This is a genomic window from Nocardioides agariphilus (assembly GCF_015352445.1).
In the GTDB taxonomy this organism is placed as follows: Bacteria; Actinomycetota; Actinomycetes; order Propionibacteriales; family Nocardioidaceae; genus Nocardioides; species Nocardioides agariphilus.
The window spans coordinates 19,590-45,071 of the sequence record NZ_JADKPO010000021.1 but is presented as its reverse complement, the minus strand read 5'-3'; the positions used below and the strand labels follow the sequence as shown (position 1 = coordinate 45,071).

The 25,482-nt window shown below is 71.5% G+C and carries 25 protein-coding genes; 22 read left to right on the top strand and 3 right to left on the bottom strand.

What is annotated here, in order from left to right:
• Genes ISU10_RS15395 through ISU10_RS15380 form a run of 4 tightly spaced genes read left to right on the top strand, consistent with a single transcriptional unit; the run spans nt 1 to nt 4,419 of the window.
• Nucleotides 1–855: a hypothetical protein gene (locus ISU10_RS15395; protein WP_194697294.1), complete on the top strand. Its 855-nt coding sequence runs from the start codon at nt 1–3 to the stop codon at nt 853–855.
• Nucleotides 852–1,970, top strand: a complete 1,119-nt coding sequence (locus ISU10_RS15390) for an energy-coupling factor transporter transmembrane component T (RefSeq protein ID WP_194697293.1) — start codon at nt 852–854, stop codon at nt 1,968–1,970. The genes ISU10_RS15395 and ISU10_RS15390 overlap by 4 nt, the downstream gene beginning before the upstream one ends.
• Nucleotides 1,967–3,526 (top strand): ABC transporter ATP-binding protein, encoded by a 1,560-nt coding sequence (locus ISU10_RS15385; protein WP_194697292.1) that lies wholly within the window; start codon nt 1,967–1,969, stop codon nt 3,524–3,526. Before ISU10_RS15390 ends, ISU10_RS15385 begins: the two co-directional genes overlap by 4 nt.
• Before the next feature lie 59 nt (nt 3,527–3,585).
• On the top strand, nt 3,586–4,419 hold the full coding sequence (locus ISU10_RS15380) for an ECF transporter S component (protein ID WP_194697291.1): 834 nt from the start codon (nt 3,586–3,588) through the stop codon (nt 4,417–4,419).
• Here the strand turns inward: ISU10_RS15380 and ISU10_RS15375 are convergent.
• Together ISU10_RS15375 and ISU10_RS15370 are read right to left on the bottom strand one after the other, a co-directional pair.
• Nucleotides 4,416–5,363, bottom strand: a complete 948-nt coding sequence (locus ISU10_RS15375) for an alpha/beta fold hydrolase (RefSeq protein ID WP_194697290.1) — start codon at nt 5,361–5,363, stop codon at nt 4,416–4,418. The two genes, ISU10_RS15380 and ISU10_RS15375, sit on opposite strands and share 4 nt — an antisense overlap.
• 62 nt (nt 5,364–5,425) lie before the next feature.
• A complete protein-coding gene (locus tag ISU10_RS15370) occupies nt 5,426–6,283 on the bottom strand; it encodes an EamA family transporter (RefSeq protein WP_370865465.1) in 858 nt (285 codons plus the stop codon).
• A 335-nt stretch (nt 6,284–6,618) separates the two neighbouring features.
• Here ISU10_RS15370 and ISU10_RS15365 point away from each other — a divergent pair, with 335 nt between their 5' ends.
• The 16 genes from ISU10_RS15365 (at nt 6,619) to serA (ending at nt 23,291) form a co-directional block, all read left to right on the top strand.
• Nucleotides 6,619–7,698 (top strand): WD40/YVTN/BNR-like repeat-containing protein, encoded by a 1,080-nt coding sequence (locus ISU10_RS15365; RefSeq protein ID WP_194697328.1) that lies wholly within the window; start codon nt 6,619–6,621, stop codon nt 7,696–7,698.
• Nucleotides 7,699–7,710: 12 nt separating this feature from the next.
• Nucleotides 7,711–8,175, top strand: a complete 465-nt coding sequence (locus ISU10_RS15360) for an SRPBCC family protein (RefSeq protein ID WP_194697289.1) — start codon at nt 7,711–7,713, stop codon at nt 8,173–8,175.
• Between the two features lie 135 nt (nt 8,176–8,310).
• Nucleotides 8,311–9,987 carry a dihydroxy-acid dehydratase gene (ilvD, locus tag ISU10_RS15355; protein ID WP_194697288.1) on the top strand — a complete coding sequence of 559 codons (1,677 nt, stop codon included), beginning with the start codon at nt 8,311–8,313 and terminating at the stop codon, nt 9,985–9,987.
• 177 nt (nt 9,988–10,164) lie between these two features.
• A complete protein-coding gene (locus tag ISU10_RS15350) occupies nt 10,165–11,280 on the top strand; it encodes an ABC transporter substrate-binding protein (RefSeq protein WP_194697287.1) in 1,116 nt (371 codons plus the stop codon).
• Between the two features lie 68 nt (nt 11,281–11,348).
• Nucleotides 11,349–12,359 carry a hypothetical protein gene (locus ISU10_RS15345; RefSeq protein ID WP_194697286.1) on the top strand — a complete coding sequence of 337 codons (1,011 nt, stop codon included), beginning with the start codon at nt 11,349–11,351 and terminating at the stop codon, nt 12,357–12,359.
• Between the two features lie 38 nt (nt 12,360–12,397).
• Entirely contained in the window at nt 12,398–13,246 is an 849-nt protein-coding gene (locus ISU10_RS15340) for an amidohydrolase family protein (protein ID WP_194697285.1), read from the top strand.
• Nucleotides 13,246–14,424, top strand: a complete 1,179-nt coding sequence (locus ISU10_RS15335) for a kynureninase (RefSeq protein ID WP_194697284.1) — start codon at nt 13,246–13,248, stop codon at nt 14,422–14,424. Before ISU10_RS15340 ends, ISU10_RS15335 begins: the two co-directional genes overlap by 1 nt.
• Nucleotides 14,421–15,128: a GNAT family N-acetyltransferase gene (locus tag ISU10_RS15330; RefSeq protein WP_194697283.1), complete on the top strand. Its 708-nt coding sequence runs from the start codon at nt 14,421–14,423 to the stop codon at nt 15,126–15,128. The genes ISU10_RS15335 and ISU10_RS15330 overlap by 4 nt, the downstream gene beginning before the upstream one ends.
• Before the next feature lie 22 nt (nt 15,129–15,150).
• Nucleotides 15,151–15,573: a VOC family protein gene (locus ISU10_RS15325; RefSeq protein ID WP_194697282.1), complete on the top strand. Its 423-nt coding sequence runs from the start codon at nt 15,151–15,153 to the stop codon at nt 15,571–15,573.
• A 33-nt stretch (nt 15,574–15,606) separates the two neighbouring features.
• On the top strand, nt 15,607–16,254 hold the full coding sequence (locus ISU10_RS15320; protein WP_194697281.1) for a 4a-hydroxytetrahydrobiopterin dehydratase: 648 nt from the start codon (nt 15,607–15,609) through the stop codon (nt 16,252–16,254).
• A 235-nt stretch (nt 16,255–16,489) separates the two neighbouring features.
• Nucleotides 16,490–18,253, top strand: a complete 1,764-nt coding sequence (locus tag ISU10_RS15315; RefSeq protein WP_228501034.1) for an acetolactate synthase large subunit — start codon at nt 16,490–16,492, stop codon at nt 18,251–18,253.
• Nucleotides 18,254–18,255: 2 nt separating this feature from the next.
• Complete coding sequence (gene ilvN, locus ISU10_RS15310) at nt 18,256–18,795, top strand: acetolactate synthase small subunit (protein WP_194697279.1); 540 nt, start codon at nt 18,256–18,258, stop codon at nt 18,793–18,795.
• A 138-nt stretch (nt 18,796–18,933) separates the two neighbouring features.
• Nucleotides 18,934–19,962: a ketol-acid reductoisomerase gene (ilvC, locus tag ISU10_RS15305; RefSeq protein WP_370865464.1), complete on the top strand. Its 1,029-nt coding sequence runs from the start codon at nt 18,934–18,936 to the stop codon at nt 19,960–19,962.
• 4 nt (nt 19,963–19,966) lie between these two features.
• Complete coding sequence (locus tag ISU10_RS15300; RefSeq protein ID WP_194697278.1) at nt 19,967–20,749, top strand: class I SAM-dependent methyltransferase; 783 nt, start codon at nt 19,967–19,969, stop codon at nt 20,747–20,749.
• Nucleotides 20,750–20,886: 137 nt separating this feature from the next.
• Complete coding sequence (locus ISU10_RS15295; protein WP_194697277.1) at nt 20,887–21,528, top strand: DsbA family oxidoreductase; 642 nt, start codon at nt 20,887–20,889, stop codon at nt 21,526–21,528.
• A gap of 155 nt (nt 21,529–21,683) precedes the next feature.
• On the top strand, nt 21,684–23,291 hold the full coding sequence (serA, locus tag ISU10_RS15290) for a phosphoglycerate dehydrogenase (protein WP_370865461.1): 1,608 nt from the start codon (nt 21,684–21,686) through the stop codon (nt 23,289–23,291).
• 37 nt (nt 23,292–23,328) lie between these two features.
• On the opposite strand, the gene ISU10_RS15285 is transcribed toward serA, so the two are convergent.
• Nucleotides 23,329–23,895 (bottom strand): O-methyltransferase, encoded by a 567-nt coding sequence (locus tag ISU10_RS15285; RefSeq protein ID WP_194697276.1) that lies wholly within the window; start codon nt 23,893–23,895, stop codon nt 23,329–23,331.
• Nucleotides 23,896–24,255: 360 nt separating this feature from the next.
• Between ISU10_RS15285 and ISU10_RS23620 the strand changes: the two genes are divergently transcribed.
• Together ISU10_RS23620 and ISU10_RS15280 are read left to right on the top strand one after the other, a co-directional pair.
• Nucleotides 24,256–24,381: a hypothetical protein gene (locus ISU10_RS23620; protein WP_267239174.1), complete on the top strand. Its 126-nt coding sequence runs from the start codon at nt 24,256–24,258 to the stop codon at nt 24,379–24,381.
• A gap of 10 nt (nt 24,382–24,391) precedes the next feature.
• Complete coding sequence (locus ISU10_RS15280; RefSeq protein ID WP_370865460.1) at nt 24,392–25,465, top strand: 3-isopropylmalate dehydrogenase; 1,074 nt, start codon at nt 24,392–24,394, stop codon at nt 25,463–25,465.
• Nucleotides 25,466–25,482 lie beyond the last annotated feature (17 nt).

Below are 25,482 nucleotides of genomic sequence, written 5' to 3'. Positions count from 1 at the left end.
ATGTTGCTGAAGCGCGCCCGCACGGCCGTCGCGGTCCTGGTGACCGCGGCGGCCGGCGGCGCCCTGTCGTTGGGCAGCCCGGGTCCCGCCGAGGCGGCCACCTGCCAGACGGCCTCGGGGGTGAGCGTCGTCGTCGAGCCGGGCGGACTCGGCGGAGGTGTACAGGTCGCGTGCATCTCCTCCGGCGGCGGTCGCAGCGCTGACCGCCTGCTCAAGGACGCCGGCCACACGTTGACCTACGTCCAGCGGTTCCCGGGCTTCGTCTGCCGGATCGACGGCCTGCCCGCCGACGACCCGTGCGTGAACACCCCACCCGCCGACGCCTACTGGGGTCTGTGGTGGTCGGACGGCAAGAGCGGCACGTGGTCCTACTCCTCGCTGGGTGCCAGCTCGCTCGAGATCCCGGCAGGTGGCTACCTCGCCATGGTCTGGGACGGCTCGTCCGGCGGCGTCCGCCCGCAGACCGATCCGAGTCCCCACCGCCAGGCGTCGCCGACACCGACACCGACCCCGACCAAGAAGCCAACCAGCCAGGCTCCGGACCCGACCGCGACGCCGACGTCGGTCGCCACCTCGAGCCAGCCGCCCGACTCTCCGTCTTCGTCGCCGACGCCGTCGACGACCAAGCGACCCAAGCCGACGACGACCGCGACGGCTACGCCCGAGCCCTCCGATCCGACCACCCCGGCCTCCGAGGAGCAGACCGAGGCCGGCGCGCCGGTCGACGGCTCCGTGGAGGCCGAGCCTCAGTCCGACGACGACGGACTGCCGCCGTGGGTCGCACCGGTGGCCGTCGTGGTGCTGCTCGGCGCCGCCGGAGCCGTTGCCCTCGTCCGGCGGAGATCATCTCCGTGAGTGCCCTCCCGTCCCGACTGGCCCGCGACCTGCATCCGGTGGCCTGGTGGGGCTGGGCGATCGGCCTGGCGGTCGTCGCCTCGATGACGACCAACCCGTGGCTGTTGCTGCTGGTTGCCGCGGTCGCGGCCCTGGTGGTCGCGGCACGCCGCGGTGACCAGCCGTGGTCGCGGTCGTTTCGCCTCTACGTCGCGTTGGCCGCGGTGATCGTCGTCGTACGCGTGCTGTTCCGCATCATCTTCGGTGGCGGTGACTTCGGGCTGGTGCTGCTCGACCTGCCCGAGGTTCCGTTGCCGGGCTGGGCCCTCGGCGTCCACCTGCTCGGGCCGGTCACCCGGGAGTCGCTGCTCTTCGGCCTCTACGACGGGCTGCGCCTGGGCACCATCGTCATCTGCGTCGGCGCGGCCAACAGCCTGGCCAATCCCAAGCGGCTGCTGCGCTCGATGCCGGCCGCGCTCTACGAGGTCGGCACCGCCCTGGTCGTGGCCGTCTCGGTCCTGCCCCAGCTGGCCGACAGCCTGCGGCGCGTACGCGCGGCGCAGCGGCTGCGCGGCGGTGACACCCGTCGTGTCGGGCGGCTGCGCCGGCTCGTCGTACCGGTGCTCGAGGACGCGCTCGAGCGCTCGCTGGCTCTGGCTGCCGGCATGGACACCCGCGGCTACGGCCGCGCGGGCGAGCTGACCCCGGCCCGCCGTCGTAGGTCCGGGGCGCTGATGCTCGCGGGCCTGTGTGGCCTGTGCGTAGGCACCTACGCCGTCCTCGACCGCACCGCGCCGCGCGTGCTGGCGCTGCCGATGCTGGCGCTCGGAGTGGTGGCGGCGCTGCTCGGCATGGTCGGCGCCGGCCGCCGGGTGACCCGCACGCGCTACCGGCCCGACCCGTGGCTGCTGCCCGAGTGGCTCGTGCTCGGCTCGGGCGCGGCGGCCGCCACGCTGGCCGTCGTGGCGAGCAACCGCGACGTCCTCGCGGCCTATCCAGCCCCCGACTCCTGGCCCGCGCTCACCGTCACGCACCTCGCCGTGGCGGGCATCGCCCTGCTCGGCGGGATGGCCGCACCCGCACCCGGCGGCGCCGAGCAGGCAGCCGTGGGCCCTGCCGCGGTGGTCGTCAGATGATCGAGCTGCGAGGCGTGGGCCTGGCCTACGAGGAGACGCCGGTCCTCCGGGGCGTCGACCTCACGGTCGCCGAGGGCGAGCTGGTCCTCGTCACCGGGGCGACGGGTTCGGGCAAGTCGACACTGCTGGGGGTGCTCACCGGGCTGGTGCCGCGCTTCTCCGGTGGCACGTTGAGCGGCGACGTGCTGCTCGACGGCACGAGCATCGTGCGCACCCCTCCCCGAGAGCGCGCGCACCTGATCGGGTACGTCGGCCAGGACCCGGCAGCCGGCTTCGTCACCGACACCGTCGAGGAGGAGCTCGCCTACGGCATGGAGCAGCTCGGCCTGCCGGGCGAGACCATGCGACGCCGGGTCGAGGAGACCCTCGACCTGCTCGGCATCGCCGACCTGCGTCGCCGCGACCTGCGCCGGCTCAGTGGCGGCGAGCAGCAGCGGGTCGCGCTGGGCTCGGTGCTGACCATGCACCCACGGGTCCTGGTGCTCGACGAGCCGACCTCGGCCCTGGACCCCACAGCAGCCGAGGACGTGCTGGCGACCCTGACCCGGCTCGTGCACGACCTCGGGGTCTCGGTGGTGATGGCCGAGCACCGGCTCGAGCGCGTGGTGCCCTTCGCCGACACGCTCGTCGTCTTGGACGGTCGTGGGGGACTGCGCTCCGGAGTGCCCGCCGAGCTGCTGGCGGACTCACCCGTCGCGCCGCCGATCGTCGAGCTCGGCCGGGCCGCCGGATGGCAGCCGCTTCCGCTCACCGTCCGCGATGCGCGCCGTCGGGCCGCGGGGCTTCGCGAGCGCCTCGGCGTACCTCCCGCAGACGCCCCGGAGACCACGGCGGCGGGCGGTCTCGTAGGACGCGGCGTCACCGTCACCCATGGCTCGACGCTCGCGGTCCACGACGTGTCGCTCACGCTGCGTCCAGGCACGGTCACCGCGCTGATGGGTCGCAACGGCTCGGGCAAGTCCTCGCTGCTGTGGGCGCTGCAGGGCACCGGACGACGGCGCAGCGGCTCGGTCTCCGTCTCGGGGCGCGACCCGGCTGACCTCGACGAGTCGGACCGACGCACGCTGGTCGGACTGCTGCCCCAGAACGCCGCCGACCTGCTCTACCTCGAGACCGTCGCAGAGGAGCTCGCTGCCAGCGCCGCAACTGCGGACGCGCTGGAGCGCCTGGTGCCGGGGATCGACGGCGCGATGCACCCGCGGGACCTCTCCGAGGGGCAGCGGCTGGCCCTGGCGCTGGCGATCGTGCTGGCCGATGCCCCGCCGGTGCTACTCCTCGACGAGCCGACCCGGGGACTCGACTACTCGGTCAAGCGGGCACTGTCGGCGACCCTGCGGTCGATGGCCGCAGACGGCCGGGCCGTGCTCGTGGCCACCCACGACGTCGAGTTCGTGGCCCAGGCCGCCGACCACGTCGTCGTACTCGCCGAGGGCGAGGTCGTCTCGTCCGGACCCGTACGCCGCGTGGTCGCGGAGTCCCCGGCCTTCGCGCCCCAGGTCACCAAGGTCCTCGGTGCCGGCTGGCTGCGGGTCGATGAAGTGGTGGCCCGGTTGTGAGCGCCGAGACTGGTCACGAACGCCAGGCCGAGGGCCCTGAATCCTCGCGCTGGGGACCCATGGCGGTGCCACTGACCCGACGATCAGCGGCGGTGCTGGCCGTTGCGTCGGTGGCGGGGCTGGTGATGCTGTGCTGGCCGCTGCTGGTGCGGTTGCCGGAGGGCGAGACGCTGAGCCCGCCGTTCCTGTTCCTGGCTCTGCTGCCGCTGGTGATAGCGGTGGTCCTGGCGGAGGTGTCCGAGGGCGGGCTGGACCCTCGTGCGCTGGCGATCCTCGGGGTGCTCAGTGCCTGCAACGCCGTGCTGCGTGGTCTGTCGGCTGGTACTGCCGGGATCGAGCTGGTCTTCTTCCTGCTGATCCTGGGAGGTCGCGTCTTCGGTCCTGGCTTCGGCTTCGCGCTCGGCTGCACCTCGTTGTTCGCCTCTGCTCTCGTGACTGCGGGCGTCGGGCCGTGGCTGCCGTACCAGATGCTGGTGTCGGCGTGGGTGGGCATGGGGGCGGGCCTGTTGCCGCGTCGGGTCACGGGCCGGGCCGAGATCGTGATGCTGGCCGCCTACGGAGTGCTCTCCGCCTACGCCTTCGGGCTCTTGATGAACCTCTCCGGCTGGCCGTTCATCCTCGGTATCGCCGTCCCCGGCCACGCAGGCTCGCTCGACTTCGTGGCCGGGGAACCCCTGGTCGACAACCTCCAGCGGTTCGCCGTCTACACCCTGCTGACCTCGACCGGCAGCTTCGACACCGGTCGGGCGATCACCACCGCACTGGCGATCGCGCTGCTCGGTCCGGCTGTGCTCACCACGTTGCGGCGAGCCGCGCGACGGGCCAGGTTCGCGACCCAGTCGGTGAGCCAGTCGGTGAGCCAGTCGGTGACCCAGTCGGTGACCCAGTCCTAGATCTGGTCGATCTCGCCGAGGAACCCGAGCAGCAGCTCGTGCACGATCTCGGGCTGCTCCATCTGCACGAAGTGGCTGGCTCGCAGCTCGACGTACGTCGCGTCCGCGAGGCGGTCGGCCGCGGTGCGCATGTCGCGGGCGCCGGCCAGCACGTCGTAGGTCGCCGCGACCAGCATCACCGGCACGCGTACGTTGCGCAACGAGACCCGTGCGTGCTCGGAGGTGCGCAGGGCGAGATGGAAGTACCACTCGATGGGGACGGCCAGGAACTCGCGCAGCGCGCGGGCGGTGAGGTGGTTGTCGGGGGTGGGCAGCATGAAGCCCGAGTGGGTCAGCGCGGCGACGGTGCGGCCGCCCACGGGCAGCCGGGTCGTGACCGGCGAGATGAAGGCCCCCGTGGTGCGCAGTGCCCGCGACAGCCCGACCGTCACCCGGCGGGCCAGGGAGTGGGGGAGTCGCAGCGGGCCCAGCATCGTGGCGAAGGTGTCGCCCGGCACGCCGGCGACGGCGAAGATGCCCGTCACCCGCTCGGGGTGGCGCACGGCCAGCTCGAAGGCGGTGTTGACGCCCATCGACCAGCCCATCGCCACGGCACGCACCACGCCGAAGTGGTCCATCACCGAGAGCGCGTCCTCGACGAACTCCTCGATGCCGACGCGGCGAGGGTCGGCCGGCCTGGCCGAGCCACCGGTGCCGCGGTGGTTCCAGGAGATGACCCGGACCCCGCAGTCGGCGTGCAGCAGAGCGGGCCAGCACCACGGGCTGACTCCCAGCCCGTTGCACAGCAGCACGGTCGGGCCGTCGATGCGGCCGAGCGGGTCGTTGGTCCAAGCACGCAGCCGGGTGCCGTCGTCGCTGAGGATGTGGTGGAACTCGACCACCGACTCCGCCTTGCGGCTGGCGCCCCGCGTCGAGGGCGCCGCTGAGTCCGGAGGGGTTTCCATGGCTGGCATTGTGCCCGGGCCGCGAGGCTGATCCTGGCGGCTCGCCGGGGCTCGGAAGGTGCTCAGTCGGGCATCGGCTCGGCCAGGCTGTCAGGGCCTCGCGTGGCGCCGATGCTCGCGGCGGTGACGGCCGCGACCGCGACCCACTGCAACGGGCTGAGGAACTCCTGCAGGAGCAGCATCCCGGCCAGGGCAGCGGCGGCCGGCTCCAGGCTCATCAGGATGCTGAACACGTCGGGCTTGATGCTGCGCAGCGCCAGGGTGTCCGCGGAGTACGGGATCACCGAGCTCAGCAGCCCGACGGCGGCGCCGAGCAACACGATCCTGGGATCCAGGAGGTCCGAGCCTCCAGCCGGGATGGCCAGCGGAGCGAGTAGGACTGTCGCCACGACGCTGGCCATCGCGAGCCCGTCGAGGCCGGGCCAGCGACGTCCGGTGCGGGCCGCCAGCAGGATGTAGGCCGCCCAGCAGCCGCCCGCGAGGAGGGCAAAGGCGATGCCGGCCAGGTCGAGCTCGGTCTTCTCCAAGCCCAGCAGCCCCACGCCCAGGGCTGCCAGCGCCACCCAGAGCAGGTCGCGCAGCCGGCGCGACAGCGCGACGGCGAGCAGCAGCGGCCCGGCGAACTCGATCGTCACGGCGAGGCCGAGGGGGATGCGGGCGAAGGCCTGGTAGATCGACCAGTTCATGGTGCCCAGGGCCAGCCCGAAGGCGACCATCGTCGACCAGTCCTCGCGGCTGCGTCCGCGCAGTGCCGGTCGGGCGATCGCGAGGAGCACCACCGCACTCGTGGCCTGTCGCAGCCACACCATCGCCGTCGGGTCGATCGTGTCGAACAGGTTCTTGGCGACCGCCGCCCCGAACTGCACCGACGCGATTCCCCCCAGCACCAGCCAGATGGGGGAGATGCGCGGCCGGCTCACGAGCGCCTATTCAACCCGTCCGGCGACGATCGCCGCCCGGAGGGCCGCGGCCGGGGGAACTGGTGGGACGTAGGTGCCCGGGACCGTCACGGCCTTCCGCCGCGAGGCGGAGCGCCGACAGGGAGATGTGACGGTCCCGGGCACGCGAGTCGAGAACCTAAGGCGCCGCTCGAGCCCGTTGTGTCAGCGCGCTGACACTCAGGCGGCAACTCGCGCTGAATCGGTGTCAGTGGGCCGGTCTACCATCCACAAGACCCGCGAAACAGGAGGAGCGAGCCGTGGCCGAGACCTCATCTGGCACATCATCTGGCACATCATCTGGCGGCACCATCGTCATGGTCGGGACCCGCAAGGGGCTCTGGCTCGGGCGGTCCGACGAGGCCCGCGAGGAGTGGGACTTCAGCGGTCCCCACTTCGACATGGAGGAGGTCTACTCCTGCCTGGTCGACAAGCGCGGTGGCGGTGACTCGGCCGGCCCGCGCCTCCTGGCCGGCGCGAGCTCCAGCTGGCTGGGCCCACAGGTCTGGCGTTCCGACGACCTCGGCGCGAGCTGGCAGGAGACGCCCAACGGCGCCATCCGGTTCCCCGAGGGCAGCGAGGAGACACTGGCGCGCGTCTGGCAGCTCGCGACCGGTCCCGAGGACGGCGTCGTCTACGCCGGCACGGAGCCGGGCGCGGTGTGGCGCTCGACCGACAGGGGCGAGACCTTCAGCCTCGAGCAGGCCCTGTGGGACCACCCCGAGCGACCCGAGTGGGGCGCCGGGTTCGGCGGCCAGGCCTTCCACACGATCCTCCCGCACCCCACCGACCCGCAGTCGGTCACGGCTGCGATCTCGACGGGCGGCGTCTACCAGACCACCGACGGCGGCGCCTCCTGGCAGGCCCGCAACCAGGGCATCCGGGCCGAGTTCCTGCCCGAGGGCCAGCAGTACCCCGCCTTCGGCCAGTGCGTGCACAAGGTCACCCGACACCCCGCCCGCCCCGAGCGCCTCTACCTGCAGAACCACGGGGGTGTCTACCGCTCCGACGACGAGGGCATGATCTGGAAGTCCATCGCCGACGGCCTGCCCGCCGACTTCGGGTTCCCCATCGTCGTGCACCCGCACCAGCCCGACACCGTCTACGTCTTCCCCCTCGACGGCTCAGCCGGTCGTTACCCGCCCGAGGGCAAGGCGCGCGTGTGGCGCTCCCACGACGCGGGGGAGACCTGGGAGGAGCTCAGCACAGGGCTGCCCGACGCCTTCTACGTCGGGGTGATGCGCGACGCGATGACGGCCGACGACCACGAGAGCGCCGGCATCTACGTCGGCACGCGCAACGGCGCCGTGTGGGCCTCCTCCGACTCCGGCAACACCTGGCGCCAGATCGTGGCCGACCTGCCCGACGTGATGGTGGTCCGTGCCGCCTCGCTCTGAGAGGGTCGGGCAGTGAGCAGCTACGAGGTCAGTCGGTCGACCACCATCAGCGCAGCGCCCGGCACCGTGCACGCGCTGATCGACGACTTCCACCAGTGGATCAAGTGGTCCCCGTGGGAGGACCTCGACCCCGACCTGCAGCGGTCCTACTCCGGCCCCGACGCGGGCATCGGCGCCCACTACGCCTGGAGGGGCAACCGCAAGGCGGGCGAGGGCAGCATGGAGATCACGGCCTCCGGTCCTGAGGGGGTCGACGTGGATGTGAGGTTCATCAAGCCGTTCAGCAACGTCTCGAAGGTCCGCCTCGCGCTGCGGCCCACCGCCACCGGCACCGACGTCACCTGGACCATGACAGGGCAGACCCCGGGCGGGTTCGCCGGCCTGTTCGCCAAGGTCGTGCCGATGGACAAGCTGGTCGGCAAGGACTTCGAGAAGGGTCTGGCTCGCCTGAGGGCTGTGGCCGAGCACACCGGCTGAGGGTCGTCGCCGAGTCCGACACCGGCGCTTCGGCCTTCGCCGGCCGGGTCCTCGAGCACACCCGCGAGCGGTGGGGCGATCTCGCACTTCCGCTCGCCCCGGCGTACCGCCCGGTCGCTTAAGTAGGCTCGCGACATGGCCGAAGCACCCGACATGAAGCCCCGTTCGCGCGACGTCACCGACGGCCTGGAGAAGACCGCCGCGAGGGGCATGTTGCGGGCGGTCGGCATGGGCGACGACGACTGGGTGAAGCCGCAGATCGGCGTCGCGTCGTCGTGGAACGAGATCACCCCCTGCAACCTCTCCCTGGACCGGCTGGCCAAGGCCGTGAAGAACGGCGTGCACGCGGCCGGCGGCTACCCCCTCGAGTTCGGCACCATCTCGGTGTCCGACGGCATCGCGATGGGCCACGAGGGCATGCACTTCTCCCTGGTCTCGCGCGAGGTGATCGCCGACTCCGTCGAGACGGTGATGATGGCCGAGCGGCTCGACGGCTCGGTGCTGCTGGCCGGGTGCGACAAGTCGCTGCCCGGCATGCTGATGGCTGCTGCGCGCCTCGACCTCGCCAGCGTGTTCCTCTACGCCGGTTCGATCATGCCCGGCCAGGTCGACGGCCACGACGTGACGATCATCGACGCCTTCGAGGCCGTCGGTGCGTGCCTGGCGGGCAGGATCACCCGCGAGGAGGTCGACCGCATCGAGCGGGCGATCTGCCCGGGCGAGGGCGCGTGCGGCGGCATGTACACCGCCAACACCATGGCCGCGGTCGGCGAGGCGCTCGGCATGTCGCTGCCCGGATCGGCCGCTCCGCCCGCAGTGGACCGTCGCCGCGACGGGTTCGCCCACCGCTCGGGGCAGGCCGTCGTGGAGATGCTGCGCCAGGGCATCACGGCACGTCAGGTGATGACGCGCGAGGCCTTCGAGAACGCCATCGCCGTCGTGATGGCGCTGGGTGGCTCCACCAACGCCGTCCTCCATCTCTTGGCGATCGCCCGCGAGGCCGACGTCGACCTCGAGCTCGACGACTTCAACCGGATCGGCGACAAGGTGCCGCACCTCGGCGACCTCAAGCCCTTCGGCCGCTACGTGATGAACGACGTCGACAAGGTGGGCGGCATCCCCGTGGTGATGCGAGCCCTGCTCGACGCCGGCTTGATGAACGGCGACGTGCTCACGGTGACGGGCAAGACGCTGGCCGAGAACCTCGCCGACCTGACCCCGCCCGACCTCGACGACGACGTGATCCGGAGCCTGGACCGCCCGATCCACCGCACCGGCGGCATCACCGTCCTCACCGGCTCGCTGGCACCTGAGGGTGCGGTCGTCAAGAGCGCCGGGTTCGACGACGACGTCTTCCGGGGCACCGCTCGCGTCTTCGACCGCGAGCGGGCGGCGCTCGACGCCCTGGCCGCCGGCCAGATCCGGCACGGCGACGTCGTGGTGATCCGCTACGAGGGCCCCAAGGGCGGTCCCGGCATGCGCGAGATGCTGGCCATCACCGGGGCGATCAAGGGGGCCGGCCTCGGCAAGGACGTGCTGCTGGTGACCGACGGCCGTTTCTCGGGCGGCACGACCGGCCTGTGCGTGGGCCACATCGCGCCCGAGGCCGTCGACGGCGGCCCGATCGCGTTCGTGCGCGACGGCGACCCGATCACCCTCGACGTGCGCAACCGCACGCTCGAGGTGGAGATCTCCGACCTCGAGGACCGCAAGCAGGGCTGGGAGCCGCTGCCGCCGGTCTACACGCGCGGGGTGCTGGGCAAGTACGTCCGGCTCGTCCAGTCCGCCGCCCACGGAGCCGTGTGCGGCTGAGACCTTCGACCTCCGGGGATGACTGGACCGGAAGGTGAAGGTTCGCGAGTTCCGCGGCGGGTGCGGGAACCGCTGACCTAGCGTCGTCACCACGGCCCCGGTCCACTCAGTCCGAGGCTCTCGGCGTCCCCCCGTTCGTGAGGCGCGCCGTCGTGCGCTCACGAGGAGGCATCAAGCGTGCTGGCCAGCGCTTCGCGACCCGTCGCCCTCCGCCCCGGCCCGGCGGCCGGCGTCCTTGGCCGTGACCTGCTGCGCCGCCCGGAGGCGACCCGCCGCTCGTTGCACCTCGGCGTCCTGGTGACCGACCCGGCCGACCGCCCTGGTCGCGGACATCGGCTGGTGGCCGGGCTCCGGCTCGGTCTCGAGCACGCTCGCGACCTCCATGCGTCCGTGACGGCGGCTGGCGCAACGCCGTTCGGACCCGCCCTCGTCGACGCGGCCACCAGGCTGCTCGAGGCAGGCGCGGACGCCCTCGTCGTCACCTCGGCCGGTGTGGCGGACCTGCTGGGCCCGCTCTGCTCGTCTCGCGGTATCGGCCTCGTGGTGGCCGACGAGGGCGATCTGGTCGCTCACCCGGCGCAGCACAGGAGAGGGGTGCTGCGCCGGACCGAACACCACTGGCAGGAGGCCTACGTGCTGGGCCAGTGGGCCGCCCAGCACCTGCAGGGCTCGCTGTTCCAGCTGGTCAGCCGCGACGAGGGGAGCGGCGACGGTGTCGTGGCCCTGCGCGCGGGCTACGTCGAGCACGGCGAGTCCGTCGCGGGCTCGGTCGAGGTCTGGCCGAGGAGCGCGACCGCCGCCGCCCAGGTCGCCCGCGTCTCGGGGGCCCGGGTCGTCGCCGTGCACGCCACGGGACACCAGCTACGAGAGATCGTCGAGGCGCTGCGCGCCGCACGCGTGCCCGCCGAGATCGTCATCGCCGGCCGCGGCGTCGACGAGCGCGACCTGGCCGACCTCGGCCGCGGCGGGGCCGTCTACGCCGCCTCCACGTGGCACCGCGCCGACGTACCCGATCTCGTGCTCGCGCTCCAGCGCGGGACCGGCGCGCGTCCCGACGCCACCACCGCCCTGGGTTACGACATCGCCTCGAGGCTGGTCCAGGCCTGTCGCGACGAGGCGCTCGCCGACCTGACCAGTCCGGACCCGGCTGACGAGGACTGCTCGCTCGTGGTCCGCCGTGCGGCCTCGGGCAAGGTGTCGGTCGTGGCGAGACGGCCGCTGCCGGTCGCGGCGCCCGACCTCGACGCCGTCGCCGTGGGCCCGGCGATCACCGCCCTGCCGCACCATGGGTGAGGCAGGCCCGGGCGCCGCCTCGGCGCGGGTCCCGGCAACCAATCCGGTCCGCTCCTAGTCTCACGGCCATGGGCAAGGTCCCGGCCGACAAGCCGCTGCGGCTGCTCGTGATCGCGACGATCGCGGGGCTGGCCTTCATCGGCGTCGAATCGCTGAGCACTGCCGGCGCGCAGGGCGGGCGCGCCCCTGACGGAGCGCTCGCGCGGGTGGCCGCGGCCCCGGCTGAGGTCACTCTCGGGCAGCCCGCGGTACCTGCCCCCCTACCTGCCGCCGTATCTGCGGTCCAGGAGGTCGTGGACCTGCCGGGCGGAGGCACCAGGGTCTTCGGGCACCGCCGATTCCTGGTCGCGTACTACGGCACGGCCGGCACCGGTGTGCTCGGCGTCCTGGGTGAGGCGGACCCCGACACCATGCACCGGCGACTGCTCAAGGCGGCCGAGCCGTTCGGTCGAGACGGCGAGCAGGTCCAGCCGGTCTATGAGCTGATCGTCACGGTCGCCGACGCGGTGCCGGGTCCTGACGGCGACTACAGCCACGACATTTCCGACGCGGCGGTGCGCGACTACATCGCCGCTGCGCACCGTCACGGCGCGCTCGTGGTGCTCGACCTGCAGCCTGGCCGGTCCGACTTCCTCACCGTGGCCCAGCGCTGGAAGTGGGCGCTTCAGGATCCGTGGGTCGGTCTGGCGCTCGACCCCGAGTGGCGGGTCGGCCCGCGGCAGGTGCCGGCCCAGGTGATCGGCAGCGTGGGCGCAGTCGAGGTCAACCGGGTCACGAGGTGGCTGTCCGGTCTCAAGCAACGACGCGGCCTGCCGGAGAAGGCGTTCGTCCTCCACCAGTTCCGCACCTCGATGATCCGCAACATCGACAAGGTGGTGGACCGCAAGGGGCTGGCCATGGTGCAGCACGTCGATGGCTTCGGCACCCAGCGCCAGAAGCTGGCGACCTACCACGCGGTCGCACGGCCCGACCAGTTCGCGATGGGCTTCAAGCTGTTCTACGACGAGGACGTCAACCTGTTCTCCCCGCAGCGCGTGCGCAAGATCCGGCCTGCCGTGAGGTTCGTCAGCTACCAGTGACGCCGGCGTCGCGCACCCGCGGCACTAGGGTCGGCACCGTGCGCTCGCCCGTGTTCGTCGACCACCACGTGCACGTGGGACTCGTCGACCTGACGGGCCTGGCGGACTCGGGGATCGGGCGGGTCGTGGACCTCGGCTGGAACGACGACGTCGTCGCTCTTGCGGCCAGCGCGGCGGTGGCCACGTCGTACGCCGGTAGGTTCGTGGCCGCGCCCGGTGGCTACCCGAGGGCGAGTGGATGGGCGCCACCTCGCTGCACCAGCGAGGTCGCCGAGCCCCGAGCGGCCGCCGCAGCCGTTGCGCACCAGGTGGCCCTGGGTGCTGCCCTGGTGAAGACCACCCTCAACCGTGACGCCGGTGCCGTGCTCGACCTGTCGTCCCTCCGCGAGGTGGTGGGTGAGGCCACGGCAGCCGGGCTCCCCGTGGTCGCGCACTGTGAGGGGCCCGGCATGGTCGAGCTCGCCCTGGCCGGGGGAGTGGGGGCGCTCGCGCACACGCCGTGGACTCACCGACTCGACGACGAGGTGGTGGCCGAGGCGGTGGCGGCGGGGCAGGTCTGGATCAGCACGCTCGACATCCACGGCTACGGCGCCGCGACCCCCGACCAGCAGCGGGCCGTCGACAACCTGGCGCGTTTCGCCGCAGCCGGCGGACGCGTGCTCTACGGCACCGACCTCGGCAACGGCCCGCTGCCCGAGGCCCTGAACCTGCGCGAGACCGGGCTGTTGTCCGAGGCCGGACTCGACGACGACGCGGTGCTCGCGGCGCTGACGGACCCCTGGCCGTTCACGAGTGTCGACGACGGCCTGCAGACCGACGTGCCGGACGGGCCCGAACCCTTCGCCGACCGCCTGGCCGGCGCGCACGTCATACGGACGGAGGCCTGATGCCCCACGACCCGCTGCAGCAGTACCGCGACCGCTTCGTCGGCGCGGAGTCCGACCTGGTCTACTTCGACGGCAACTCGCTGGGCCGGCCGCTGAAGGTCACCGCCGAGCGACTTCGCGAGTTCGTGCTGGAGGAGTGGGGTGGCCGCCTGATCCGCGGCTGGGACGAGCGCTGGTTCGACCTGCCGCTGACGCTGGGGGACCGCATCGGCCGTACCTTCCTCGGCGCCGCACCGGGCCAGGTCGCCGTCGGCGACTCGACCACCGTCCTGCTCTACAAGCTGATGCGGGCAGCCGTCGCCGCGCGCCCGGGGCGGACCGAGATCGTGGTCGACCGCGACAACTTCCCCACCGACCGCTACGTCGCCGACGGCGTGGCCCGCGAGTGCGGCCTGGCGCTGCGTTGGGTCGACGTCGACACCAGCGCCGGCATCACAGCCGAGCTGCTCGCTGACGTGGTGAGCGAGCGTACGGCGCTCGTCGTCGCCAGCCACGTGGCCTACCGGTCGGCCTACCTCGCCGACGGTTCCGCGCTGACCAGGATCGCCCACGATGCCGGCGCCCTGATCCTGTGGGACCTCTCGCACTCGGGCGGGTCGGTGCCGGTCGAGCTCGACGCGTGGCAGGCCGACCTGGCGGTCGGCTGCACCTACAAGTACCTCAACGGTGGCCCCGGGTCGCCTGCCTACTGCTACGTCGCGGCTCGTCACCTCGACGACCTGAGCCAGCCCATCCAGGGCTGGATGGGCGCGACCGACCCGTTCCTGATGGGCCCGGTCTACACGCCGACCCAGGGCATCCGCCGATTCCTGTCCGGGACGCCGGCCGTCACGGCGATGCTCGCCGTCAGCGACATGGTGGACCTCGTCGACGAGGTGGGCATGGCAGCGGTGCGCGAGAAGTCCGTCGGCCTCACCGAGCACGCCATCGCCCTGGCCGACGAGCACCTCTCCGGCCGCGGCGTCACGGTCGCATCGCCACGCGACGCCGGCTGGCGCGGCGGCCACGTCACGCTCCACCATCGCGACATGCAGCGTGTGGTGGCGGCGCTGTGGGAGCGAGACGTCATCCCCGACTACCGCGACCCGGGCGGCCTGCGCGTCGGGCTCTCGCCGCTGTCCACGTCGTACGACGAGGTGGACCGCGGCATCGCCGCCGTGCGGGAGCTGCTGGGATGACGCGCACCAACCAGCACGGGCAGGAGCTCGGCGAGCCCGTCGACTGGGAGCCACGACCCGCGCCGGCCCCTGTGGTGCTGACCGGTCGCTATGTCACCGTCGCCGGCCTCGAGCACGCCCACTCGGCGGCGTTGTACGACGCGCTCTCGGGGCCCCAGGACGACGCGTTGTGGACCTACCGTCCGGCCGACCGCCCCACGGGCCCGGCCTCGATGGAGACCTTCGTGGCCGAACTGCTCGCCCACCCCACCGACGTGAGCTTCGTGGTCACGCCGCGGGGGCGTGGTCCGGAGGGCATCGCCACCTTGATGAGGGCAGACCCGGCCAACGGCGTCGTCGAGATCGGCGGCATCCTGTTGGCCCGGTCGATGCAGCGCACGCCGGCCTCGACGGAGGCGATGTACCTGCTGGCCCACCACGTCTTCGACGCCCTCGGCTACCGCAGGTACGAGTGGAAGTGCGACTCCCTCAACGAGCCGTCACGCCGCGCGGCCGCGCGGCTCGGGTTCACCTACGAGGGCCGGTTCCGTCAGGCCCTGGTCTACAAGGGCCGCAACCGCGACACCGACTGGTTCTCGATCACCGACGCCGAGTGGCCGCGCATCCGTGCTGCCCACGAGGCCTGGCTCGACCCGGCCAACTTCGACGACGACGGGGGACAGCGCCAGCACCTCGGCGACCTCACTCGGATCGAGGCTGTCTGAGGTCCGTGGCAAGGTGGGTCGCATGGAGCCACGCGTCAGCTTCCTCACCCTGGCCGTCCCCGACCTCGAGGCAGCCCACGAGTTCTACGTCGACGGGCTCGGCTGGGAGGCCGCGATGCACGTGCCTGGCGACGTCGTGATGATCCAGGTCGGCGAGCACCTCGTGCTGTCGCTGTGGGCCGAGCCTGGCTTCGAGGAAGAGGTCGGTCCGATCAGACGCGGCGAGGGCCTCGTGCCGATCACGCTGGCCCACAACCTGGCGACCCGCGAGGAGGTCGACGCCGTGCTCGAGGACGCACGCGCCGCCGGAGCGTCCTACGTCGGCGACGCGGTCGAGCGCGAGTGGGGCGGCTACACCGGCTACTTCGCCGACCCGGCGGGCTTCCGGTGGGAGGTCGCCTACAACCCCGGACCCATCGGCCAGACCGTCTTGCCGCACCACTGACCTGGCCGATCCCTGACGACGAGGAGACACGCGATGCCCGAGACACTCAAGCGCAGCGAGGTGCGCGAGCGGCAGCCTGCCGGATTCGAGGTCCTGCTCAGCGCCATCGAGGCTGTCTACGCGACCGGAGACTTCGCCACCGGGCTGCGCTTCGTCGAGCGCATCGGCGCCGCGGCCGAGGCGGTCAACCACCATCCCGACCTGACGCTGACCTATCCCGCTGTGCACGTGAGGCTGTGGAGCCACGACGCCGGTGGGGTGACCGAGCGTGACCTCGCGCTGGCGACGACGATCAGCCAGATCGCCTCCGAGCTCGGCATCGAGGCGACGCCTGACAGGCTGAGCCGGATCGAGATCGGTCTCGACACCCACGACCGGCCCGCCGTCGCGGCGTTCTGGGCGGCGGTGCTGGGCTACGAAGCGATCGACGACCTCGACATCTGTGACCCGCAGGGCCGCCAGGTCACCTTCTGGCTCCAGCAGAGCGAGGCGAGTGAGGAGCCCCGCCAGCGCTTCCACGTCGACGTGTCGGTGCCGCCGGACCAGGCAGAGGTTCGCATCGCGGCCGCGCTCGCAGCGGGCGGGACACTGGTCTCGCGCGAGCACGAGCCGGCCTTCATCGTGCTCGCCGACCCGGAGGGCAACAAGGTGTGCGTCTGCACCTCGGTGGGGCGTGACTGAGGTGTGCGCGAGGCCAGCATCCGGGACACGGGTCCCGGATGCTGGGACGGCCTGCGAGACTCCATGACGGATCGTCGGCCCGGCGGCTACCGTGGGCGGGTGCACACCGCGCTTGTACGCACCCGACGCGAGGACTGAGGCCCCCACCGCCTCCACCTCGCGTCACCCCTCGTTGCCGAATCGGCCGGGGGGTTTTTTCATGGATCCACACACCTCACAGACAAGGCCAACCGAGATGGGCGAGCAGGACCCCGGCACCGGCGATTCGGTCACCGGCGCGCAGAGCCTGATCAAGTCGCTGGAGGCAGCCGGCACCACCGACATCTTCGGCATCCCGGGCGGCGCCATCCTCCCGGCGTACGACCCACTGATGGACTCCTCGATCCGCCACATCCTCGTGCGTCACGAGCAGGGCGCCGGCCACGCGGCACAGGGGTACGCCGTGGCGAGCGGCCGCGTGGGCGTGTGCATGGCCACCTCGGGCCCGGGTGCGACCAACCTGGTCACCCCCATCGCCGACGCCTACATGGACTCCGTGCCGATTGTGGCCGTCACCGGCCAGGTGGGCGCCGCTGCGATCGGCACCGATGCCTTCCAGGAGGCCGACATCCGGGGCATCACGATGCCCATCACCAAGCACAACTTCCTGGTCACCGATCCCGACGAGATCCCGCGGGTCGTGGCCGAGGCGTTCTACATCGCCTCGACCGGCAGGCCCGGTCCGGTGCTCGTCGACGTCGCGAAGTCCGCGCTCCAGGCCCGCACGACGTTCGCCTGGCCGGCCGAGCTGCACCTGCCCGGCTACCGGCCGGTGACCCGACCTCACGCCAAGCAGATCCGCGAGGCCGCCCGCCTGATCCTCGAGTCCCGCCGGCCGGTGCTCTACGTCGGCGGCGGCGTGATCCGGGCCGGTGCGTCCGCCGAGCTCAAGGCGCTCGCCGAGCTGACCGGCATGCCGGTCGTCACCACCTTGATGGCACGCGGGGCGTTCCCTGACAGCCACGTCCAGCACCTCGGCATGCCCGGCATGCACGGCACCGTCGCTGCGGTCGCCGGCCTGCAGCGCAGCGACCTCATCATCAGCCTGGGCGCGCGGTTCGACGACCGGGTCACCGGCAACCTCGACTCGTTCGCGCCGGGAGCGCGCATCATCCATGCCGACATCGACCCGGCCGAGATCGGCAAGAACCGCGCCGTCGACGTGCCCATCGTGGGCGACGCGCGCGAGGTGATCGCCGACCTGGTACTCGCGCTCAAGGCCGAGGCCGAGGCCGGTCACACCGGCGACTACGAGGCGTGGGTGGAGTTCCTGGCCGACATCAAGAAGCGCTACCCGCTCGCCTACGACCAGCCCGACGACGGCACGCTCGCCCCGCAGTACGTCATGGAGCGCCTGGGCAGGATCGCGGGCCCGGAGTCCATCTACGTCGCGGGCGTGGGCCAGCACCAGATGTGGGCGGCCCACTTCGTGGGCTACGAGAACCCCCGCACCTGGATCAACTCCGGCGGCCTGGGCACGATGGGCTTCGCGGTGCCCGCGGCCATGGGCGCCAAGGTGGGGGCGCCCGACAAGACCGTGTGGTGCGTCGACGGCGACGGCTGCTTCCAGATGACCAACCAGGAGCTGGCCACCTGCGCGATCAACGACATCCCCATCAAGGTCGCGATCATCAACAACGAGTCGCTCGGCATGGTCCGGCAGTGGCAGACGCTGTTCTACAACGAGCGCTACTCCAACACCGACCTGCACAGCAAGCGCATCCCCGACTTCGTCAAGCTCGCCGATGCCTACGGCTGCGTGGGGCTGGCGTGCGAGTCGCCCGACCAGGTCGACGCCACGATCGAGAAGGCGATGGCCATCGACGACCAGCCCGTCGTCATCGACTTCCGGGTGCACCGTGACGCGATGGTGTGGCCGATGGTGGCCGCCGGCACCAGCAACGACGACATCAAGTACGCCCGAGGCCTGGCCCCCGAGTTCGACAAGGACGACCTGTAACCATGAGCCGTCACACACTGTCCGTGCTCGTCGAGAACAAGCCCGGCGTGCTGGCCCGGATCGCTGGCCTGTTCGCCCGCCGCGGCTACAACATCGACTCCCTCGCCGTCGGTCCCACCGAGCACGACGAGGTCTCCCGGATGACCATCGTGGTCAACGTCGAGGAGTCCCCGCTCGAGCAGGTCACCAAGCAGCTCAACAAGCTGGTCGAGGTGATCAAGATCGTCGAGCTCGACGGCGCGGCCTCGGTCAACCGCGAGCTCCTGCTCGTCAAGGTGCGGGCCGACGCCGAGACCCGTGGCCAGATCCTCGATGTGGTCGAGCTCTTCGCAGCCAAGGTCGTCGACGTCTCACCTGACACCGTGGTCGTCCAGGCCATCGGCAACGCCGACAAGCTCGCCGACCTGCGCCGCCTCCTGGAGCCCTTCGGCATCCGCGAGCTCGTGCAGTCCGGCATGGTCGCCATCGGCCGCGGCCCCCGCTCCATCTCCGAGCGCACCTTGCGTCCGGTCGCCGTACCCTCTCCGTCGCGGGCTGGATGAGCCGGCGTCGGTCTCGGCCGTCCCGGGGGTTTCCCCGGACGTCCGGGGAAACCGTCGGAGGTCAGGGAAAACCTCACCTGACATCCGACAGCAAAGCCTGACAAGACCCACACCACCATCACCCAAGGAGCGCCCACCGTGGCCCAGATGTTCTACGACGACGACGCCGACCTGTCCCTGATCCAGGGCAAGAACGTGGCCGTGCTCGGCTACGGCAGCCAGGGTCACGCGCACTCGCTGTCCCTGCGCGACTCCGGCGTCGACGTGCGCATCGGCCTGCCCGAGGGATCCAAGAGCCGGGCCAAGGCCGAGGCCGAGGGCCTGCGCGTACTCACCCCGGCCGAGGCGGTCGAGGAGGCCGACGTCATCGTGGTCCTGGCCCCCGACCACAAGCAGCGCCAGCTCTACAAGGAGGCCATCGAGCCCAACATCGCCCCGGGCGACACCCTGGTCTTCGGTCATGGGTTCAACATCCGCTTCGGCTACATCACCCCGCCCGAGGGCGTGGACGTGTTCATGGTCGCCCCCAAGGGTCCGGGCCACCTCGTGCGCCGCGAGTACGTCGACGGGCGCGGTGTGCCTGTGCTCGTCGCCGTCGAGAAGGACTACTCCGGCAAGACCTGGGACCTGGCCCTGTCCTACGCCAAGGCCATCGGCGGCCTGCGCGCGGGTGGCATCAAGACGACCTTCACCGAGGAGACCGAGACCGACCTGTTCGGCGAGCAGGCCGTGCTGTGCGGCGGCGCCTCGATGCTGGTCCAGTACGGCTTCGAGGTCCTCACCGAGGCCGGCTACCAGCCCGAGGTCGCCTACTTCGAGTGCCTGCACGAGCTGAAGCTGATCGTGGACCTGATGTACGAAGGCGGCATCGCCAAGCAGCGCTGGTCGGTCTCCGACACCGCCGAGTACGGCGACTACGTCAGCGGGCCTCGCGTCATCGACGAGCACGTCAAGGACAACATGAAGCAGATCCTGGCCGAGATCCGCGACGGCTCCTTTGCCCAGCGGTTCATCGACGACCAGGACGCCGGCGGTCCGGAGTTCCACGCGTTGCGCGCCAAGGGCGAGCAGCACCCGATCGAGAACACCGGCCGCGAGCTGCGCAAGCTGATGGCCTGGGTGAAGTCGCACGACGACGACTACCAGGAGGGCACCGCGACCCGGTGACCCCATGACCACCTACACCCACGGGCATGCCGAGTCGGTGCTGCGCTCCCACCGCAACCGCACGGTGGCCAACTCCGCGGCGTACCTGCGCGCGCACCTCGACTCGTCCCAGCGCCTGCTCGATGTCGGGGCCGGCCCTGGCACCATCACCGCGGATCTGGCCACGATCGTCGGCGAGGTCGTCGCGACCGAGATCGACGAGGACGCGGCGGCCATCACCCGCGCAGGAGCGCCCGGGGTCGAGGTCCACGTCGCCGACGTGCATGCCCTGCCGTTCGACGACGGGGAGTTCGATGTCGTGCACGCGCACCAGGTGCTCCAGCACGTCGCCGATCCGGTGCAGGCGCTGCGCGAGATGGCTCGCGTGACCAGGCCCGGGGGAGTAGTCGGCGTCCGCGACTCCGACTACGGCTCCTTCGCGTGGTGGCCGCGGCTACCCGAGCTCGACCGCTGGTTGGAGCTGTACGACGGCGCGGCACGCGCCAACGGCGGCGAGCCCGACGCCGGACGCCGGCTGCTCTCGTGGGCGCACGCGGCCGGACTGACCGACGTCACGGCTGGGTCGTCCACCTGGTGCTACGCATCTCCTGAGGCGCGAACGTGGTGGGGCGGGCTGTGGGCCGACCGCATCGTCGGCTCCGCCCTTGCCGACCAGCTGGTGCGCGAGGCCCGCGCGACGCCCGAGGAGCTGGCCCGGATCTCCGCCGCGTGGCGCGCCTGGGCCGCCGATCCCGACGGCTGGTTCTCGGTGCACCACGGCGAGCTCGTCATCCGCGTGATGGGGTAGTCCCGTGCAGTTGACGGCTCTCGAGGCCGATTTCACCCGCTTGTTGCACGGGAGTACGGCGACGGACTCCGAGGCACTGGTCGCGTGACCCCGGCGCGGGCGGGAACACCACCCGCGCCGGAGTGGTTGAAAAGTACATGATCGTTGAGATCTGGTCTGACGTGGTCTGCCCATGGTGCGCGATCGGCCGGGCTCGGCTCGACACCGCGCTGGCCCAGGCCGGCCTCGACGACGTCGAGGTGGTGCTGCGCTCCTTCGAGCTCGACCCGACCGCGCCGGTCGGAGCCGCCGAGCCGATGGTCGAGGTGCTGGCCGCCCGCTACGGGCTGACTCGTGACGAGGCGGCTGGTGCGATGGCGCGCACCGAGGACCTCGCGGCGGCCGAGGGACTCGAGATGCACATGGAGACCACGCTGCACTGCAACACCGTCGATGCCCATCGACTCCTGCACCTGGCGCTCGACGCGGGCGGTCCCGACCTGCAGAAGTCTCTCAACGCGGCCCTGGTCGACGCCCACTTCCGCGACGGGGCCGACGTCGGTGACCACGCCGTGCTGCGCAAGGTCGCCGTGGAGATCGGCCTCGACGAGAGCAGGGTCGACGAGGTGCTGGCCGGCGACACCTACGCCGAGGCGGTCGCCGCCGACGTACGCCAGGCTCGTGCCTATGGTGCAACGGGTGTGCCGTTCTTCGTCATCGACCGGAAGTACGGCGTCTCGGGGGCGCAGCCCGTCGAGGTGTTCGCCCAGGTGCTGGAGCGCGCATCGCAGTCTCGGTGATTGGTCATCAGGCCCTCCGCACCGTGGACCCGACAGACCGCTGACGAATCGGGGTTGAGACGCCGCCGGGATGGCGTACCCCGTCGGCTAGGGTGGTGCGGGCACAGCGTCGTGCGTCGTCTCCCTCCGTGACTCGAGACCGAGGTCGTTTCGCTGTGACTGCGCACCCTGACACTGTCGCCCGCCCCGTGGTGCTCATCGCCGAGGAGCTGAGCCCCGCCACCGTGGCTGCGCTGGGCCCCGACTTCGAGATCCGGCACTGCGACGGCTCCGACCGCACCGAGCTCCTCGAGGCGATCGCTGGGGCCGACGCGATCTTGGTGCGCTCGGCGACCAAGGTCGACGCCGAGGCACTGGGCGCCGCGCGCCGGCTGAAGGTCGTCGCACGGGCCGGCGTCGGCCTCGACAACGTCGACGTCAAGGCCGCCACCCAGGCGGGCGTGATGGTGGTCAACGCCCCCACGTCCAACATCGTCTCTGCCGCCGAGCTGGCCGTCGCGCTGATGCTCGCGGCCGCGCGGCACGTCTCCCCGGCGCATGCCTCGCTCAAGAACGGCGAGTGGAAGCGGTCGAAGTACACCGGCATCGAGCTCTACGAGAAGACCGTCGGCATCGTCGGCCTCGGCCGCATCGGCGTCCTCGTGGCCCAGCGCCTCTCCGCGTTCGGGATGACCGTGATCGCCTACGACCCCTACGTGCAGGCCGGCCGGGCAGCGCAGATGGGTGTCCGCCTCGTCGACCTCGACACCTTGTTGGCCGAGTCGGACTTCATGTCCGTGCATCTGCCCAAGACTCCCGAGACCGCCGGGCTGATCGGCAGCGAGCAGCTGGCCAAGGCCAAGCCGTCCCTCGTCCTGGTCAACGCCGCCCGCGGTGGCATCGTCGACGAGGGCGCCCTCTATGCAGCCCTCAAGGAAGGCCGGATCGCGGCCGCCGGCCTCGATGTGTTCGCCACCGAGCCGTGCACCGACAGCCCACTGTTCGAGCTCGAGAACGTCGTGGCGACCCCGCACCTCGGTGCGTCGACCGACGAGGCCCAGGAGAAGGCCGGCGTCGCCGTGGCGCGGTCCGTGCGACTGGCACTGTCCGGCGAGCTGGTACCCGACGCGGTCAACGTGCAGGGTGGTGTGATCGCCGAGGACGTACGTCCGGGCATCCCGCTGACCGAGAAGCTCGGCCGCATCTTCACCGGACTGGCAGGCGAGGTGGCCCAGCAGATCGACGTCGAGGTCCGCGGCGAGATCACCGAGTACGACGTCAAGGTGCTGGAGCTGGCTGCCCTCAAGGGAGTCTTCAGCGACGTCGTTCCCGACCAGGTCTCCTACGTCAACGCGCCGCTGCTCGCGGCCGAGCGCGGCACCGCCGTACGCCTGATCACCGAGCCCGACAGTCCCGACCACCGCAACCTGATCACGCTGCGCGGCACGCTCGCCGACGGTTCGCAGGTCTCGGTCAGCGGCACCCTGGTCGGCATCAACCAGCGCGAGCGCATCGTCGAGGTCAACGGCTACGACGTCGACATCGAGCCCACCGACCACCTGGCCTTCCTGACCTACATCGACCGCCCGGGCATGGTCGGGGTCATCGGTCGCATCCTCGGCGAGGCCAAGGTCAACATCGCGGGCATGCAGGTCTCCCGCGACGAGCTCGGCGGCCGGGCGCTGGTGGCGCTCTCGGTCGACTCGGCCATCGGCGCCGAGGTGCTCGCCGAGGTCGAGGCGGCCATGGACGCGTCCTCGGTGCGCGGCATCGACCTGGCCTGACCCGGCCACGGCCCGCGCGGCACGTATTGACCTCTGGCTAGCGTCGCGTTGCGATCACCGCGGACGCGTCCGCCGCGATCATCACCTCGACCGCGGCGAAACGGTCGTCGCTGAGCCACTCCTCGCGCAGGGTGTCGACGCGACCGGCGTAGGTCGGGGGCCAGTGCTCGCACGGCGTGAAGTCGTCGAGCACCACGATGCCGCCCTCCTCGACGAGATCCCAGACCTTGTCAGGGCCGGCGGCCGAGGGCTTGCCCGAGTCGAGGAACAACAGCGAGAACGGGCCCTTGTCGAACAGCGTGGACCAGTCGGCCGAGACGACCTCGACCTGCGGGTCGTCCACGAAGATCTGGGCGGCCGCCTTGGCCAGCTTGGGGTCGAGCTCGGCGGTCACGATGCGGGCGTCGTCACGCACGCCCGAGCGGAGCCAGGCGGTGCCGACACCGCAGCCGGTGCCGAACTCGGCGAGCGTGCCGCCGCGGGTGGCCGCCAGCGTCGCGAGGAGCCGGCCGGTCTCGTTGCGGCAGAAGGACACGTAGCCTGCCTTGCGCGAGACCGCGAAGGCCCGGTTGACCACGTCCGGGAGCTCGGGGGGCGCCGACATGCCCGCAGTCTCTCATGGTGGTCCCCATGTCTCGCATCGTGGATGGGTCGGGCAAATGGGCTGCGGGGCGCCCTTCTGGCGGCGTACCTTGGTCGCACCATGCGGAACGTGTTCGTACTCATCGACAGCCGCGGCGAGGCCTGACAGCAAGGCCACCTCGTCGCGGTGGTCGTGCGTTGCGGGTCTTGCGCTAGTTCAGCAGCAGTCCCGTGGCGGGCTCCTCGAAGCCGACGCGATCCGTGACTCTCCTGGTCGATGACCGACCGGCTCTCCCGTGACCCGGGGGACCTGGGCCTCATCTCCGCCCGGGCTCGCTGCTCTCCCGTTCATCTACCAGCACGTCATCACCAGGAGAGTCCGATGTACGACATGTACCCCGACTGGGGTCCGGCGTCGCACCAGCCCGAGAACCCGCGCAGCCACGAGGCCGTCCAGGCCTCGCTCGACCTGCGGGACAACGGCGGCGAACGCCCCGACGACAACTAGCCTGTGGCCAGTGAGTGAGTCAGTGACGTCCTTGAAGCTCGCGGTCATCGGTGGCGATGGCATCGGTCCCGAGGTCACCGAGGAGGCCCTGAAGGTCCTCGAGGTGGCCGCTCCGGCCGAGCTGAAGGTCGAGCCGACGCGCTATGACCTGGGCGCCGAGCGCTACCTCGCGACCGGCGAGGTGCTGCCCGATGCTGTGCTCGCCGAGATCCGTGAGCACGACGCGATCCTCCTCGGTGCCGTGGGAGGCAAGCCGGGCGATGCCCGCCTGCCGGCAGGGATCCTCGAGCGAGGGCTGCTGCTCAAGCTGCGCTTCGAGCTCGACCACTACGTCAACCTGCGGCCGTCGCGCATCTTCCCGGGCGTCGTCTCCCCGCTGGCCGCACCCGGCGACGTGGACTTCGTGGTCGTGCGCGAGGGCACCGAAGGTCCCTACACGGGTAACGGCGGCACCCTGCGCGCCGGCACGCCCCACGAGGTGGCCACCGAGGTCTCGCTCAACACCGCCCACGGCGTCGAGCGCGTGGTCCGCGACGCGTTCGCGCGCGCGTCACGCCGACCGCGCCGCAAGCTCACCTTGGTCCACAAGACCAACGTGCTCGTGCACGCGGGTGCCGTGTGGTCGCGCCTGGTCAACGCCGTCGCCGCAGAGTTCCCCGACGTCACCGTCGACTACCTCCACGTCGACGCGGCCACGATCTTCTTGACGACCGATCCGTCGCGCTTCGACGTCATCGTCACCGACAACCTCTTCGGGGACATCCTCACCGACCTCGCCGCTGCCATCACCGGCGGCATCGGGCTGGCCGCCTCGGGCAACATCAACCCCGACCGGACCGCTCCCTCCATGTTCGAGCCCGTCCATGGCTCGGCCCCCGACATCGCCGGCCAGGGCATCGCCGACCCGACCGCCGCGATCTTGTCGGTCTCCCTGATGCTCGACCACCTCGGTCACTCCCAGGCCGCGGCCGCCGTCGAGGCGGCCGTGCTGGCCGACCGCGCCGAGCTCGCCGCCTCCGGGCGCGACGTACGCCGCTCCACCTCCGAGATCGGCGACGCGATCGCTGCCCGAGTAGCTCACTAGGGCGGGTTTGTCGGTTT